At 73.1% G+C, this 15,396-nt stretch carries 11 protein-coding genes; 5 read left to right on the forward strand and 6 right to left on the reverse strand.

What is annotated here, in order from left to right:
• Positions 1 to 49: 49 nt before the first annotated feature.
• Positions 50 to 1,474, reverse strand: coding sequence for an NHL repeat-containing protein (locus tag HAV40_RS00395; RefSeq protein WP_203671255.1), 1,425 nt, complete (start codon positions 1,472 to 1,474; stop codon positions 50 to 52).
• A gap of 400 nt (positions 1,475 to 1,874) precedes the next feature.
• Here HAV40_RS00395 and HAV40_RS00400 point away from each other — a divergent pair, with 400 nt between their 5' ends.
• Positions 1,875 to 3,230: an RDD family protein gene (locus HAV40_RS00400; protein ID WP_275413478.1), complete on the forward strand. Its 1,356-nt coding sequence runs from the start codon at positions 1,875 to 1,877 to the stop codon at positions 3,228 to 3,230.
• A 55-nt stretch (positions 3,231 to 3,285) separates the two neighbouring features.
• Here the strand turns inward: HAV40_RS00400 and HAV40_RS00405 are convergent, their stop codons facing one another.
• Both HAV40_RS00405 and HAV40_RS00410 read right to left on the reverse strand, forming a co-directional pair.
• Positions 3,286 to 5,289, reverse strand: coding sequence for a S8 family serine peptidase (locus tag HAV40_RS00405; RefSeq protein ID WP_166377825.1), 2,004 nt, complete (start codon positions 5,287 to 5,289; stop codon positions 3,286 to 3,288).
• Between the two features lie 505 nt (positions 5,290 to 5,794).
• Positions 5,795 to 6,199 carry an ATP-binding protein gene (locus HAV40_RS00410; RefSeq protein ID WP_166377826.1) on the reverse strand — a complete coding sequence of 135 codons (405 nt, stop codon included), beginning with the start codon at positions 6,197 to 6,199 and terminating at the stop codon, positions 5,795 to 5,797.
• A gap of 243 nt (positions 6,200 to 6,442) precedes the next feature.
• On the opposite strand from HAV40_RS00410, the gene HAV40_RS00415 reads away from it, so the two are divergent.
• The gene (locus tag HAV40_RS00415; protein ID WP_239086206.1) at positions 6,443 to 7,699 is read left to right on the forward strand and encodes a PP2C family protein-serine/threonine phosphatase; all 1,257 of its coding nucleotides are present in this window, start codon (positions 6,443 to 6,445) and stop codon (positions 7,697 to 7,699) included.
• 8 nt (positions 7,700 to 7,707) lie between these two features.
• Here the strand turns inward: HAV40_RS00415 and HAV40_RS00420 are convergent, their stop codons facing one another.
• Positions 7,708 to 8,094, reverse strand: coding sequence for an STAS domain-containing protein (locus HAV40_RS00420; protein ID WP_166377828.1), 387 nt, complete (start codon positions 8,092 to 8,094; stop codon positions 7,708 to 7,710).
• A 134-nt stretch (positions 8,095 to 8,228) separates the two neighbouring features.
• Here HAV40_RS00420 and HAV40_RS00425 point away from each other — a divergent pair, with 134 nt between their 5' ends.
• Positions 8,229 to 8,789, forward strand: coding sequence for a TetR/AcrR family transcriptional regulator (locus HAV40_RS00425; RefSeq protein ID WP_166377830.1), 561 nt, complete (start codon positions 8,229 to 8,231; stop codon positions 8,787 to 8,789).
• Positions 8,786 to 9,907, forward strand: coding sequence for a glycosyltransferase (locus HAV40_RS00430; RefSeq protein WP_166377831.1), 1,122 nt, complete (start codon positions 8,786 to 8,788; stop codon positions 9,905 to 9,907). The genes HAV40_RS00425 and HAV40_RS00430 overlap by 4 nt, the downstream gene beginning before the upstream one ends.
• 134 nt (positions 9,908 to 10,041) lie before the next feature.
• Here HAV40_RS00430 and HAV40_RS00435 read toward each other — a convergent pair whose 3' ends face one another.
• A complete protein-coding gene (locus HAV40_RS00435; protein WP_166377833.1) occupies positions 10,042 to 11,046 on the reverse strand; it encodes a terpene synthase family protein in 1,005 nt (334 codons plus the stop codon).
• A 605-nt stretch (positions 11,047 to 11,651) separates the two neighbouring features.
• Between HAV40_RS00435 and HAV40_RS38780 the strand changes: the two genes are divergently transcribed.
• On the forward strand, positions 11,652 to 14,246 hold the full coding sequence (locus HAV40_RS38780) for a helix-turn-helix transcriptional regulator (protein WP_166377835.1): 2,595 nt from the start codon (positions 11,652 to 11,654) through the stop codon (positions 14,244 to 14,246).
• A 34-nt stretch (positions 14,247 to 14,280) separates the two neighbouring features.
• Here the strand turns inward: HAV40_RS38780 and HAV40_RS00445 are convergent, their stop codons facing one another.
• The gene (locus HAV40_RS00445) at positions 14,281 to 15,345 is read right to left on the reverse strand and encodes a hypothetical protein (protein ID WP_166377837.1); all 1,065 of its coding nucleotides are present in this window, start codon (positions 15,343 to 15,345) and stop codon (positions 14,281 to 14,283) included.
• Positions 15,346 to 15,396 lie beyond the last annotated feature (51 nt).

Genomic DNA, 15,396 nt, shown 5'->3' on the forward strand with positions numbered 1-15,396 from the left:
GGAGCGGGTGCTCGCGGCGGGCCGCTGAGGCGCGGCCCGCCGCCGGCGGTCAGGACCGGGCGATGCGCAGTACGCCGGTGACCGTGCCCTGGTAGTAGACGCGGTTCAGCGCCGTGCCCGCGGTCTGGATCGGGTTGACCAGCACCGAGCCGAGCAGCGCCTGGTCCGACACCGCGCCGGTGCGGGCGTCGACGGCGGCGAAGTAGTACGGGTCCAGCTCGCCCAGCAGGCCTTCCTGCACGGCGGTGTAGAGCTTGCCGTCGGCGGTGGACAGCCGGGGCAGCGCCGCCGACCGGGTCGTGGTCTCCCACACCTGGTCGCAGCCGGTGCCGTCGGCGCGCACGTCGACGCGGACCAGGCCACCGGTGAAGTCGGCGTCGTCCGGCACGCTCGGGCCCGCGTCCGGCGGCAGCGCCGGGTAGTTGTAGCCGTACGTGTTGGTCAGGAAGACGCTGCGCCCGGCGGCGACCGGCGCGTTCTCGGTGCCGCTGGCGGCCCGGCCGGTGAACAGCGGACGCGAGCACACCAGGCCGCCGTCGGCCGCGCGCAGCACCAGCAGGTTGCTGTGCGGTGCGGCGTTGTCGGTGATGACGACGTATTCGGTGCCGGAGGCCGGTCCGAAGAAGACCGGAGTCGCACCGCTGCCCCAGCTGAGCTGGCCGGGTTTCCGCGTCGGCCCACGGTCGTAGGCGTGCCGCCAGCGTAGCGCCGGAGTTCCCGCGGCCCCGGCGTCGAACAGGTACAGGGCATGGTCGCTGGTGACCGCGACACCGCCGGGGACCGTGGACAGGCTGTTGGCGATACGCTCGCCGGCCGGCAGCCGGTAGGCGCTCACCGCGCCGGTCGCCGGGTCGTACACCCCGACGGTGCCCGCCGCGGTGATGAACCAGACCCGCCGGTCGTAGCCCGCCAGCACGCCCACCACGGAGTCGTCGGCGGCGACAGCAGCGGCCAGCGACGTCTTCTCGGCCACGCGCAGCGTCCAGATGCCGAACAGGCCTCGGCGGTGCTCGATGCGGAGCAGGTCACGGTTACCGTCGACGACCACGACCCGGTCGGTGTCGTCGAGGTAGGCGTAGACGCCGCCGAGCAGATTGCCCTTGGCGATGGTCAGCCGGGCCAGGGAGTTGCCGGTGGCGCGGTCGAGCAGGTGTACTGCCGGGTTCTGGCCGAGCACGTCGGTGCACAGTGCGAGCAGTTGCCCGTCACCGCCGTGCAGCAGGGTCGGGCAGGCCGCGAGCAGGGTCGCGCGGGTCACGGTCACCGGCGCGCCCGCCGGGCCGGGCTGGGCGAAGGTCTTGGCCGAGGCGCTGTCGCCATGTGTGCTGGCACCGCCGGCGGGGGCGGTAGCCGGGTTCTGCGGGGCCGCGGGGACGAACTCGGGGGGCCCGGCGGCCACGGGCGTGCCGGGCAGGGTCAGTGCGAGAAGCACGCTGAGCGCCGCGAACGGCACGATGCGGCGAGACATGGTCACGAAGACGACTCCTGAGGGTGGTCGTGATCGTCCGATGAGGACCGCATAATCCTACTACGCATATGGAATTTGTAGAGATTCATCCAGCAGGGGGCCGGGCCGCCAGCCGATCATGCGCCGCTGCGCGAACGTGGTCACCTCGGCCGCCGACAGCATCGGCCCGCTGGGCGAGATGTGGGTCGGCGTCGCGGTCACCCACCAGGGCCTCACCACGCTGGGCGTACCGCAGCAGGCGCTGGACGCGGGTCATCCGGAGTGCCCGTCAGCGACGCCGTACTTCGGCGTTTCGCGGCGATCGCCTCTGCCAGCGGGCCCGAGTGGCGCGATCGCCTCCGCCATGAGGTCACGACAGTTCGCCGAGACAGCCGCCGAATGTCGCGTTTAGACTGGCTGTTCACTTATGGAGGGCGATGTGACAAGCCTCGATCATCCGGATGCGCAGCTTCCCGCGGCCGCGCCCGCGCCGACGGCCTTGCGTCGCAGCACGGGGTGGCTCATCGACTACACGATCGTCATGGTACCCGGAGTCGTCCTCGTCGGCCTCGGGCTGACCAGCGTCGTGAACGGGCTGGCCGGCTCTGCCGGCGCTACCGCCGCCGAGACGGCACTGGACCTGGTCACGGGAAGCGGCGCGGGGCTTAGCAAGATCACCTCCAGTTTCTGGAGCAGCGTGACCGGCCCGCTGCTCGCCGCGATCCTCGCCGTCCCGCTGCTGCAGTTCCTCTACCTGTCGGCGATGCTGAGCTGGTGGGGCCGGACGGTCGGGAAGATGATCACTGATACGCGGGTGGTCGCCGCCGCCGGGCAGCCACGCCTGGGGGCCGGGCGCGCCGTCGGCCGGGCGTTCTGCACCACCCTGCTCGAGACCGGCCTGCTCGCCGTCGCCTTCGTGCTCGTCATCACCGGGCCGCGCATCGTCGGGCTGGCGCTGTGGGCGGCCGCGATCGCCGCGTTCTGGCTCAACCTCGTCGGCGCCGTGGGCGTACGCCGGCGCACCCTGATCGATCGCGTCACCGGAACCGCCATCGTGCGCACCACGGTGTACGCGGACGCCGCCGCCCGCGCGGCCGTCCTCGCCCGGCGTACCTCCGAGGCGGCCGCCGCGGCGGGCCGCCGGACCTCCGACGCGGCCGCCATCGCGGCGCGCCGCACCTCCGACGCCGCGACCGTGGCAGCAGACGCGGCAGCGGTCGCCGCGCAGATGGCCTTCGAGGGCACGGCTACGCTGGCCGCCAGCGCCCCGGTGCAGCAGGCGGTGACCGGCGCCGGACAGGCCGCGCTGCGGGCCCGCGACAGCGCGGCGACGCTGGCCCGCAGCGTCCCGGTGCAGCAGGTGAAGGCGAAGACGGCAGACGTCGCGGCAACGGTCGCACAGTCGGCCAAGGACGGTGCCGACCGGCTCGCCCGCAGCGCGCCGGTGCAGCAGGCGCTGAACTCGCAGGCCGCACAGCAGGCGCAGGCGATCGGCCAGGCGGGCGCCCAGCGTGCCCGGGAGCTCGGCGGCCAGACCGCCGACCGCGCCCGGCAGGTCGGCGGCCGCGCCCAGCAGCTGTGGCGCGACCGGCGCGCACGGCGATCCGGTCTGCCGCCGGAGGTGACGCCCGCGCCGCTGGAGGGTCAGTGGGCGGAGATCTTCGACGAGCCGGACCCGACGGTCCCCGCGGATCGACCGGCCGGGTCCTGGCCTGCCGCCGAACCGCAGGCCGCGTTCGACCCGACGCCTTCGCCCTGGCCCGACAAGCGCGGCATCATCTGATGGGAACGTCGCATCCGGCCGGCCCGCCACGACGACGGGCCGGCCGGATGCGGCGTCAGCCGGGCAGGTAGCCGCTCGCCACCGGGAGGTCGCTGACGAGCCCGAACGTGAGGATGTCCACGGCACCGCCACCGCTGCGGACGTACCAGACGGCCGACCCGTTGTCCGGGCGGGTGATCGCCGGCAGGGTGACGCCGCCGCCGAGGTACGCCCCCGGCACGAGCCGGTCGCCTGACTGGCCGAACCGGATGCCGTAGAAGCCGCCACCGGAACCCGGCTTGATGTACCACGTCGCGTCCGAGGCCCGCCACACGGCCAGATCGGCCCGGCGATCACCGTCGAAGTCCGCCGGGACCAGCCGGTCCCCGGTGCTGCCGAAGCTCTGGCGGACCGTGGCGCCGTCCGTCGAGCGCAACAGGTACCAGGCGTTCTCCGACGGCCGGTGAACGGCCGGGTCGGCTCTGCCGTCACCGTCGTAGTCGGCCGGTACGGGCACGTCGCCGGTACGACCGAACTGCACCGCGCGGACCGCGCCGTCGAAGCTGCGCCGGATCCACCACATGCCGTCCGACGGCCGCCAGATCGCGATGTCGGTGCGCCGGTCGCCGTCGAAGTCCTCCGCGACCGTGACGTCGGTGGCCTGGCCGAAGGCCACGATGTCAGCCGTGGCCGTGGAGCTGCGCCTGATCCACCACGTGCCGGTCGAGGGGCGGAAGACCGCCGCGTCGGTCCTGGCGTCGCCGTCGTAGTCGCCGGGCACGATACGGTCGCCAGGGCTGCCCCACACGATGCGGTAGGAGCCAGCGCTCGCGGTCGGCGGGATGTGCCAGGTGCCGTCGCCGGGCCGCCACACGGCGCGGTCGGTGCGCCCGTCGCCGTCGAAGTCGCTGCGTGCCGCCAACCGGGGCAGCGGGAACAGCGTGTGCAGCAGGACGGCAGACGTTCCGATCGGGGTGCCCTGCCCGACGATGGCATCACGCACCTGCTGTGGTGTCGCGTACGGGTGGTACTGGAGGTACAGCGCCGCCGCGCCCGTCACGTGCGGCGCGGCGACCGAGGTGCCGTGTTTGACCTCGCTGGCGGTGTCGCCGGAGATGGACGCGGAGGTGATGTCCTCGCCCGGGGCGTAGACGTCCAGGCATGGTCCGCCGTTGGTCAACACCGCCCGCCGGTCCATGCGGTCGGTCGCGCCGACGGTGACGGCCTCGGCTATCCGGGCCGGGGTGACGGCACAGGCGTCCGCACCGTCGTTGCCCGCCGCGACGGAGTACGTGATCCCGCTCGCGATCGAGGCCCGTACCGCGTCTTCGAGCGGCGGGAAGACGCACCGGCAGGTGAGGCTCATGTTGACCACGGCCGGCCGGACGGCGTTGGCGGCGATCCAGTCGACTCCGGCGAGCACGATGGACATCGCTCCGGCGCTCTCGCAGTTGAGGACCCGGACGGCGTGCAGGGTGACGTGCTTGGCCACGCCGAAGCTGCTGCCGCCGACGGTGCCTGCCACGTGGGTGCCGTGACCGTTGCAGTCCTGCGGGTCGGCGTCTTTCTCCATGAAGTCCCAGCCGTTGCCGACCCGTCCGGCGAACTGCTGGTGGGTCTTGCGGATGCCGCTGTCGAGCACGTAGGCGTGGACTCCGGATCCGGTGGCCGTGTACTGGTACTGGCCGTCGAGCGGCAGCGCACGCTGGTCGATGCGGTCGAGTCCCCAGCTGGCCGCCGACTCGGCGGCGGTCGCGATGGCGTCCTGCTGGACGGAGGCGACGGTGGGTTCCCGGCGCACCGCGGCCAGCGCGGTGGCGTTCAACGTGGCGGCGAACCCGTGCAGCGCTGTCGCGTAGCGGTGGTTGATCACGCCGCCGTTGCCGACGGCCGCCTGCTCGGCGGCCTGGGGGGCGGCCCCGTCGCGCAGGACGACGACGTACTTGTCTTCGAACCCGGGCCCCGGGTCCCTCAGCACGGCCGGCGCGAGCGCCGCCGGGACGGGGGCGCCCAGCACGGGTGTTGCCGTGCCGGCGACGGTGAACAGCACCAGAGCGGCTACTGCGGTTCTGCGGACCATCACATTCCCTTCGGCGTCGGCAGCCGACACGTGTGGGAGTCCGCGGCGGCCGGTCACCGCCGTTCGCGTCATAGCAATGGCTGCCATCGATGGAGCCGAGAAGATACCAGGCGCGTACGGGGTGGCGGAAGCCGTGCGTAGGCGGGCCGCTGAATCGGCAGCGACCGACTGGCCCACCTGCGCACGGGCGTCGGCTCAGGCTGCCTGCTTGGGGGCCTTGCGGGCGAGGACGAGTCCGGTCGCGGCCAGCGAGAGGCCCGCATCAGCTGTAGCAGCTCCGCCAGCGTTCGTCGAGGCGTCGCTGGGCGAGCTCGCCCAGCAGCCAGCACAGTCCGAGGCCGGTGGCGCATCCGGTCGCCACGCCGGCCCAGGCGCTGCGCTGAGCGATCAGGACCGTGGGCGACGGCGACGGCGGTCAGGGCCAGGCAGAGGAGCACCTGCGTGAAGTCGGTCGGGTTCTCGACCATGTTGCCGGTGCGTCGGCGCGGATCGGCGATGGGATCGGTCAAAGACGGAAGGTGAGCCGCCACACGGAGCGGCCCTGCTCGCTGTGCAGGAAGAAGCCGTCGCTGAGCTCACCGGCGAGGTCCAGTCCCCATCCCCCGCCCTTCGCGTGCGCCTGCGGCTGCGGCCGGCGGAAGGTACCGGAGTCGATGATCTCGCATATCAGCAGGCCAGCGTCGTCGTGCCAGACCCGCACCAGGCCACCCGCGTGGGTGTGCAGCAGGGTGTTGGTGGCGATCTCGCTGACGGCGATCTCCAGCGCGGCGGCCCGGTCATCGTCCAGGCCGCCGGTAACCGCTGCCTGATACGCGAACCGGCGCATCGCCGCCAGGTCGCCGGCGCTGTCGAAGCCGGCTGACGGCGTGTGTGGTGGAGCAGGCTTGAACGGTTCTGCTACTTGCTGCATACGCCTCTCCGACCGTCGTCATCACCCTGCAGGCGACGGAGGCCACCAAATTAGCGAGAGAACCCGGTCCACACCCGACCAGCGCTCGCGAAGGGTTGCCCGGTGAACCTGATCTGCGATGGTACTGATGTATGCGTACCGACGGCGACCACTGTTCAAACCGTGCCGGATGGATCTCTCAGCAGCGCCTCGCCGGCCAGCCCAGCGCCGGTCTGGCGGTCCGGCGGCCCGTATGATTCGGGGGTGGATCTCAGCGGCGGTACGTCGATGGTGGCTGCGGCGCTGGAGGCGGTCGAGGACGCGGCTCCCGTCGATGCCCTGGAGGCCGTCACGCGTGAGCTGGGCGAGGCGCTGTCCGCCCGATCAGTGTCGTTCCTCATCGCCGACCTTGGCGGGCGGGCGCTGGTCCGGCTGGCCCACGTGCCGGGGCGAGCCGGCGGGGCGTCGGCCGGGTCTGACGGGGTCGAGCAGGCGACCTTCATTCCCTTCGACGGCGGCGAGCAGGAGCAGGCGCTGCGCACCCAGACGCCGCGGGTGCTGGCCGGCGACGGGGGCTGGACCGTGCTGGCGCCGGTCACCGAACGCGGTGACGCGATCGGGTTGCTGGAACTGGTGCTGCCCGACGAGCCGGACGCCCGTGCGCTGGCGGAGATCGGCCGGACCGCGCACCTGCTGGGCTTCGTGGTGATCGCGAGCCGGCGGCACACCGACCTGTTCGAGTGGGGTCAGCGGACCACACCGTTCAACCTGTCGGCGGAGATCCAGCGCCGCCTGCTGCCGGGGGCGTTCACCTGCGAGGCCGGCGCGTTCACCCTGTCGGGATGGCTGGAGCCGGCCGCGAGCGTCGGCGGGGACACGTTCGACTACTCGCTGGCCCGTGACGTGCTGCATTTCAGCGTCACCGACGCGATGGGCCACGGGGTCGCCAGTGCGCTGACCGCGACGCTGGGCGTCGGCAGCCTGCGCAACAGCCGGCGCAGGGGCCTGAGCCTGGTGGAGCAGGCTGAGGTCGCCAGTGCCGCGGTGTCCGAGCACGCCCGCACCGGCAGCACCTTCATCACGGCACTGCTCGGCCGCGTCGATCTGACCACCGGCGTGTGTGCGGTGGTCAACGCCGGGCACCTGCCGCCGCTGCTGGTCCGCGACGGCCGGGTGGCGCCGTTGGCGCTGCCGCGCAACTTCCCGCTGGGCATGGTGGCCGGCTCGACCTTCGACAGCGGGCAGGTGGCGTTGCTGCCGGGCGACCGGCTGGTCATGGTCACCGACGGGATGCGCGAGCGCGAGGCCGCAGACCTGGACCTGACCGCCGCCCTGCTGCAGGCCGTGGATCTGCACCCCCGCGAGGTCACCCGCGTGCTGGCCGACGCGGTCCTGCGGGTGGCCGGGCCCACGCTGTCCGACGACGCCACGCTGCTCATCATCGACTGGTACGGGAGCCACGGACGGCTGCGGAGCAGCTCTGCCGGTGCGGACACCTCCCGCGCCAGCGGTGAACGGTAGAACGGGCCTCAGGCGGCCAGGTCGGCTTCGGCCGCCGCAACGGTGTCATAGATCCGGACGAGGCGGTCCACCGAGGTCAGCTCCATCACCCTGAGGACCAGCGGCCGAGTCACAGCGACACGAACGTGCCCGTTGCGGGGTTGCAGCTGTTCGTGCAGCCACACGATCGTGCCCAGCGCGGTCGAGTCCAGGAACGCCACGTCGGTGAGGTCGAGCACCACGACGCGGGCGCCGTCCTGCAGAACCTGATGCAAGCCCTGCCGCAGGTCCGGGTCGGTGGCCAGATCGAGTTCTCCGCCCAACTGCACGACAACACATCCCCGGCCCGGCCTGGTCGCCAATGACAGATTCACCGCGGGCGTCCTCCGATCAGATGTGCGCCAGCCCTGCGCCACCGCAACAGTTTACGCGCGTGCCAGGTTGCTGCCCGCATGACAACCGTTTCGAACCTCCGGCTGCCATAGGAAACGGTGCCCAATTTCATGTCAATGCTATTGACATGAAATTGAGAGAGCGATTGACTCAGCGGGTGAACCGCGCCTACGTGCAGACAGCTCGAGCCGCGGCGACCGAGCAGACCCGGCGGACGATCCTCGACGCCACCGTCGATGTCGTACGCGAGCAGGGCTCGGTCGAGTTCACCCTCGGCGAAGTGGCCGGGGCCGCGGGCGTCAGCGTGCAGACCGTGCTGCGGCACTTCGGCGACCGGCAGGGGCTGTTCGCTGCGGCGATCGGCCACGCCTGCGACCAGGTCGCCGCCGAACGCGCCGCCGCGCCCGGCGATCCCGACACCGCCGTCACCGTGCTGTTCGACCACTACGAACGCTGGGGGCGGGCCATGCTGCGCCTGCTCGGCCTGGACACTGCCGACGCGCTCGCGGCCACGGCGCAGGGCCGCGAACTGCACCGCGCGTGGGTGCGCCACGTGTTCGCCACCGGCCCGGACGACGACGCGGTCACCGACCTGCTGGTGGTCGCCACCGACCTGTACACCTGGCGGCTGCTCGTCCTGGATCTCGGCCTGGCCCGCGCCACCGCCGAGGACCGGGTCCGGCAGCTCGTCACCGCGATCCTGGGAGACCGACGATGACCTCATACCTGTTCGTCACCTGGGACGGCGGCGGCAACGTGCCGCCGGCCCTGGGCATCGCCGCGGAGCTCCAGCGCCGCGGCAACCGTGTCCGGGTGCTCGGGCACGCCCAGCAGCAGGCCGCCGTGCAGGCCGCGGGCCTGCCGTTCGAGCCGTACCGGCACGCCACGCGGTGGTCGGCGTCAGCGCCCGCGAGCACGCCGGCATGGGCGTGGAAGTACCTGCGCCTGTGCACCGACCGGCGCGGCATCACCGAGGTCCGGGAGAGCCTGCGCCGTGAACCGGCGGAGGTGGCCGTCGTCGACTGCATGATGCTCGGCGCCATCCACGGCGCCCAGCTGGCGGATGTGCACCAGGTGACGCTCACCCACACCCTGCCCGAATACCTGGACCGCGGCCTGGACCGTGGACCGATCGGCAAGGCCGGGCGGCTGCTGGGCCTGTCACCACGACGCCTGTGGGGCGGCGCGCAACTCGAACTGGTGGCCACGCTCGCCGAGCTCGCACCCGGCACGCGGCTGGCCGCCAACGCCCGCTACACCGGCCCCGTGTGGACCGCCGTGCCGCCGGTCCCGGTGCCGCCCGCCGCGGGCGGCACTCCGGCGATCCTGGTCAGTCTCAGCAGCATCTACTACGTCGGCCAGACCCGCACGCTGCGCTCGATCGTGGAGGCGGTCGCCGACCTGCCGGTACGCGTCGTGCTCACGACCGGGCACGGTGTCCGACCCGCCGACCTGACGGCACCGGCCAACGTGGAAGTGCACCAGTACCTGCCGCACAGCCAGGTGCTGCCGCACGTCCAGCTGGTCGTCGGGCACGGCGGCCACGCCACCACGATGCAGGCCCTGGCCCACGACCTGCCGCTGGTACTCATGCCCATGTCACCGCTGGCCGATCAGCCGCTCGTGGCGCGCGCGGTCGCCGAGCAGGGCGCGGGACTGGTCGTAAGCAGGTCCGCGCCACCGGCCGTGATCCGGGCCGCGATCGAGCGCCTGCTGGCCGACGGTCCGCACCGGGCCGCGGCGGCACGGCTGGGCGCGCAGATCCGGGCTGTCGACGGTGCGGTGACCGCCGCAGACCTGCTGGAGGAGTCCGTGGCCGGTCGACGCCCGCGCTGACCGGCCGGACGCGACCGGTGGGCGCACGGAACGGGCAGCTCGCCGCCCTCTGGCACCCCGTCGACCGGCACTTCACCGTCGTAGGGGAACCGGCAGGGGAAGCCGTGGGTGAGCGAGTGCGTCTGCGGGCTCGGTCACAGCAGCGCCTCCAGGTAGCCGGGCTTCGAGGCCGGGACGACGTCGTCCGCGGTGAGATAGCGCAGAGTCCGCGTCTCCCACTCGTGATAACCGCCCATCCAGGCGGCCATGACCTCGACGTAGATCCGGACGGTGTCCTGCTCCGCCGCGGTCAGGCCCAGCGCCGTGCCCATCTGGGGCACCTCGTCGGCCAGCTGCCGGAACCGGGCGGTGCGCTCGCCGACCGCCCGGCGTGTCCGCTCGACCGCATCGGCGCGTGACAGCGCGTTCTCGTGCGCGACGACCAGGACGAAGTTGTCCATGTCGCCGCGTGCGGCCTCCTTCTCCAGGGAGTACACGTCGTTGCACATCAAGGTCACGTCGACGGTGATCGTGCGCATGATCCGCAGCTGCGGGCTGTGGAACGCCGCGGGCGGCACGTCGATGCCGGCGGCCCGCTCCCCCAGCGACACGGGCACTCCCGTGCCGGACATGCCGCGGCGGACCTCGAGAAAGCTCTCCATATCGGCGGGCAGGCCGCGGCACCGGTTGATCGCCTCATGGGCGTAGGTCGCGAAGTAGTACTCCCACTCGTGGGCGGCGCGCGCCCGCCACCCGGCACCGGTGCCGTCCAGGCTGCGTTCCCACAGTTCACGAAACGCCCGCAGGCAGCGGTTGCCGCCGCGCGTGGACCGGGGTTCGTGTACGGCGTCGATGAACGTCTGGCAGGTGCGCGCGACCTCGTCGGGCCGACGACCGAGCGGCCCGTCGAACTGGTCGTCGAAGAGGAAGAAGAACGCCATGACATCGGCGCACAGGGTGAGTGCCCCGGCGTCGCGGGCATGCGGGTAGCCCAGCGCGGCCAGGCCGGCCATGTCCCAGCTGCCGTACCAGTCCGTCGCGTCCGGCCCGTCGACGAGCCGGTGCTCGCGTACCCAGCTGAGGTTGGCTGCGCGTGCGTGCTCCAGGTGCGGGCTGGTCCGCAGCGGAAACGGCAGGTCGAATGTGACGTTTTGCGGCACGGCCGGCCCCTTCAATCGATCGGCGTACTTCGATAACGACTGTAGCCGCCGGCAGTCGGATGCCGAGCGGGCAGTCGACGCGAGAGCGCCGAACCCGGAGCCGTCGGGAGATCGCTGGCCATGGCCACCACGATGGGCCCCCGCAGGGGCAGCACCACGTGGACAGCGCGTAGACGATGGTGTAGCTCATGAGCGGGGTGGAGTTGCCCGTGGCCTGCTGCACCGCCGTGGCGGCGGGGTGAACCGCCGACGCCGTCCCACTCGTCTCGGTCGCGGCGGGACTCGGCGATGCTGAACGGGCCGAGCAGGAAGAACGCCTCCCGCGGGGTGGTGGCGATCCAGTCGGGGTTGCCGCGACCAGCGTTGAGCACCCAGCACCGGCACGCGGCTCTTGCCGGTGTCGCAGACAGCCCCGATGGACGCGGTCGTGGTGAACGTCCCGGCGGTCGCGCCGAGGTTGACAGCGGTCGGCCACTTGTAGAGCCGCCGCCCGAGCGCCCGGCTCAGAAACATCGGGACCAGGGTGACGACCAGCGTTTGCGCAGGTAAGGACCGGGGCCAGGGACCGGCATGCGGATCGGGCACGGCGTCCGTAGGATGCGCCGATGGCGGATCGATGGCCGTTCACGGGGCGTGAGGCGCAGCTGCGCGAGATCGCGGCACTGCTGCGCGGCCCGGACGGGTACGGGGTCGTGCTCGCCGGCGCGGCGGGATTCGGCAAGTCCCGGCTGGCCCGTGCCGCGCTGGCCGAGGCGGCGGAGCGGGGCGCGGTCACCCGCTGGGCCGCCGCGAGCTCGGCCGCGCGGGCCCTGCCGCTGGGTGCCTTCGGCGCGCTGGTCACCGCCTCCGACGCCGATCCGAGCCTGCTGCTGCGACGCGCCGCGCAGGCCCTGGCCGCCGGCACCCCGCCGGAACGGCTGGTCATCGCCGTCGACGACGCCCACCAGCTCGACGACGTTTCCGCGCTGCTGCTGCACCAGCTCGCCGTGCAGCGCCAGGCCAGGCTGCTGCTCACGGTGCGCACCGGCGAACCGGCACCGGACCTGGTCACCGCGCTGTGGAAGGACGGATACCTGCAACGGGTGGATCTCGGGCCGCTGCCGATCGAGGACACCGCGCGGCTGCTCGACAACGTGCTCGGCGCAACGGTGGCCGAGGCCGACATCCGCCGGTTGTGGGAACTCACCCGCGGCAACGTCCTCTACCTGCGCCACCTCGTCACCGCCGAGGCCGCCGCCGGACGCCTGTACGCCGACCGCGGCGTCTGGCACTGGACCGGCCGGCCGGAACTGCCCCCGGGCCTGACCGAACTCGTCGGCGCGGCGATGGGCGAGCTGTCCCCGGCCGAGAAGGCGGTGACGGACCTGCTGGCGCTGGCCGAACCGCTCGCTGTCGCCGTGCTGGCCGGGCTCGCCGACCCGGCCGCTGTCGAAGCCGCCGAGCAGCGCGGTGTCGTCACGGTCGCCGTCGAGGACGGGGAGCTGACCGCCCGGCTGGCGCACCCGCTGTACGCCGAGGCGTGCCGCGCGGCGCTGGGCACGCTGCGGGCGCGGCGGCTGCGCGGCGCGATCGCGGGTGCGCTGCCCGGCCACGACGTGCTACGCCGGGCGGTGCTGCTGCTGGACTCCGATCTAGACCCGGACCGCGACCTGTTCGTCGCGGCCGGACGGCAGGCCGCGCAGCTGTGTGACCTGAACCTGTCTGAGCGGCTGGGCCGGGCGGGCGTGGCAGCCGGGGGCGGCTACGCCGCGCAGCAGCTGGTCACGGCTTCGCTGGTGGGAATGGCACGGTACGAGCGTGCCGAGGAGGAGTTCGCGGCACTGATCCGGCTCGCCGCCTCCGACGACGAGGTGGCCACCGCGGCCGTCGGGCAGGTGCTGCACCTGGCGTTCACCGCGGCCCAGCCACTGCAGGCGGCGTCCGCGCTGGCCGAGGCCGAGCGGCGGGTCACCGCACCGAGGGCGGCGTCGCGGCTGCTCGCGATACGGGCGCTGCTGGACGGCCAGGGCGGCCGCCCGCAGCAGGCCATGGCATCCGCCGAAGCGGCCCTGACCGGCGCGGACGTGCCCGATGAGGCGGTGCTGCTGGGCTGTTCCGGGCTGGTCATCGCGCTCGGCTCGGCGGGGCGGGCCGACGAGATCCAGGCGGTGGCCCAGCGGGCCCTGGCCGCCGCGGCACAGTCCCCGGAGCTGGCGTTCTACGCGATCCCGATGACGGGGCTGTGGACGCACGGCCTCGTGGCGGCCGGCTACCTGGGCGAGGCCGCCGCGATCGCCGAGGAGTTCCGGCGCACGTCGGGCGAGATGGTGTTCGGCAGGGAGATCGCCACCGTCCTGGCCGGGTTCGTCGCGATGGCGCAGGGCAGGCTGGGGTCGGCGCTGCCGCTGCTGCGCGACGCCCGGTCCGCGCTGGTGCCATTCGGTGACGCGGGCGGCTGGGGCTACACCAACCTCGTACTGCTCGCGCAGGCTGAGGCCATGGCCGGGGACGCGGCCGCGGCGTCGGCGCGGCTGGCCGACGCCGCGGCTGGCCGGCACGCCACCCTCGGGTTCCTGGTCCCGGCCGAGGCGCTCGCGCGGGCGTGGGTGCTCGCGGCCACCGGTGCGGTCAGCCGGGCCCGCGCGACAGCCCGGGAGGCGGCGGCCGCGGCGGCAGCGCACGGGATGGCCGCGTACGAGGTGGGCGCACTGCAGGCGGCCGTCGGCTTCGGCGACCGGGACGCCGCGCAGCGGCTCGCTGAACTGTCGCGGCTGGTGCAGGGGCCGCGCGTGGCGCTGGCGGCGGCGCACGCGGCGGCGCTGTCCGGCGGGGACCCGGCCCGGCTGGACGCGGCGGCCACGGCCTGGGAGCAGGCCGGGGAACTCGTGGCAGCGGCCGACGCCGCGGCGCAGGCGGCAGTGCTGTGGGCCGAGCGGGGCCGCCACGGCTCGGCGGCGGGGGCCGCCGCCCGCGCCCACCGGATCGCGGCGTCGACCGGGGGTCTGCGTACGCCCGCGCTGGTGGCGGCGGCCCGGCCGCTGCCGGTGAGCGAACGTGAACGCGAAGTGATCACCCTGGCCGCGGCGGGGCTGTCCAACCGGGAGATAGCCGAGCGGCTGTTCGTGTCGGTGCGCACCGTCGAGGGCCACGTGTACCGGGCCGGGGCCAAGACCGGGGTGAGCGCGCGGGCCCGGTTCCGGGACCTGCTGGAGCCGCCGTGACGGGCACCGGTGTCACACCGGCGCCCGTCGTGGATCAGCAGGTGACGGCCAGGTGGAACGGCAGGTCGGCCAGCCCGCCCTGCATGTTCTTCGTCTCGACGTAGACGCCCTTGGGTCCGTCGTGGCCACCGGCGGCGAAGACCAGGCCCGGCGCGTACACCAGGTCGTTCTTCGGATCGCCGACGGTGGCCGTGTACGCGCAGCCCTTCACGTCGGAGCCGAACGTCACCTCGTAGCGGCCCGGGCCGAGCCTGCGCACACCGCTCATCCCCGCCGAACGCACCGCCCTGCCCGTGCCGTCGACGACGGCGAAGCGGCCCTCGCACCGTACGGCCAGGTGGAACGGCATGTCGGCCAGGCCGCCCTGCAGGTTCTTCGTCTCGACGTAGACGCCGTTCGGGCCGTCGTGGCCACCTGCGGTGAAGACCAGACCGGGCGTGTAGACGAGCTCGTTGTTCGGATCACCGACGGAGGCCGTGTACGCGCAGCCCTTCACGTCGGAGCCGAACGTCACCTCGTAGCGGCCCGCGCCGAGCCTGCGCGTACCGCTGGCCCCCGCCGATCGCACCGTGGCCCCGGCGGCGTCGACGACCGCCCAGCGACCGCCGTCGCCGCACTGCACCGACAGATGGAACGGCAGGTCGGCCAGCCCGCCCTGCATGTTCTTGGTCTCGACGTAGACGCCTTCGGGCTTCTTGTGCCCGCCTGCGGTGAACACCGTGCCCGGCGTGTACACCAGTTTGTTCGCCGGATCGGCGACGGTGGCGACGTACGCGCAGTCGCGGACGTCGGTGGTGAACGTCATCTCCCACCGCCCCGTACTGATCTTGCTGAAGGAGCTGCTTCCCCCGGCGCGCACCATCCGCCCCTCGCTGTTGGTGACCACCCACGTGCCCGTCTTCGCCACCTTCGGCTGCGACGGCCGTGCGCTGCCCGAAGACTGCGGCCCGGCCCCGCCGCCGCTGTCGGGTGAGTCAGCCGGCGCGGGTGCCGAAGCGGGGATCTGCGGGTTCGCTCCGGGCGTACCCGGCACGCATCCGGCCAGCGTCATCGTCAGTGCCAGCAGGCTCACCGTGCCCGCTGCCGCTGTCCTCGTCATCAACATGTGCTCCTTGTGTCAATCCTCAGGCGGGCCGGTGACGACCTCGCC

Source organism: Catellatospora methionotrophica (genome assembly GCF_011297335.1).
Lineage (GTDB): Bacteria > Actinomycetota > Actinomycetes > Mycobacteriales > Micromonosporaceae > Catellatospora > Catellatospora methionotrophica.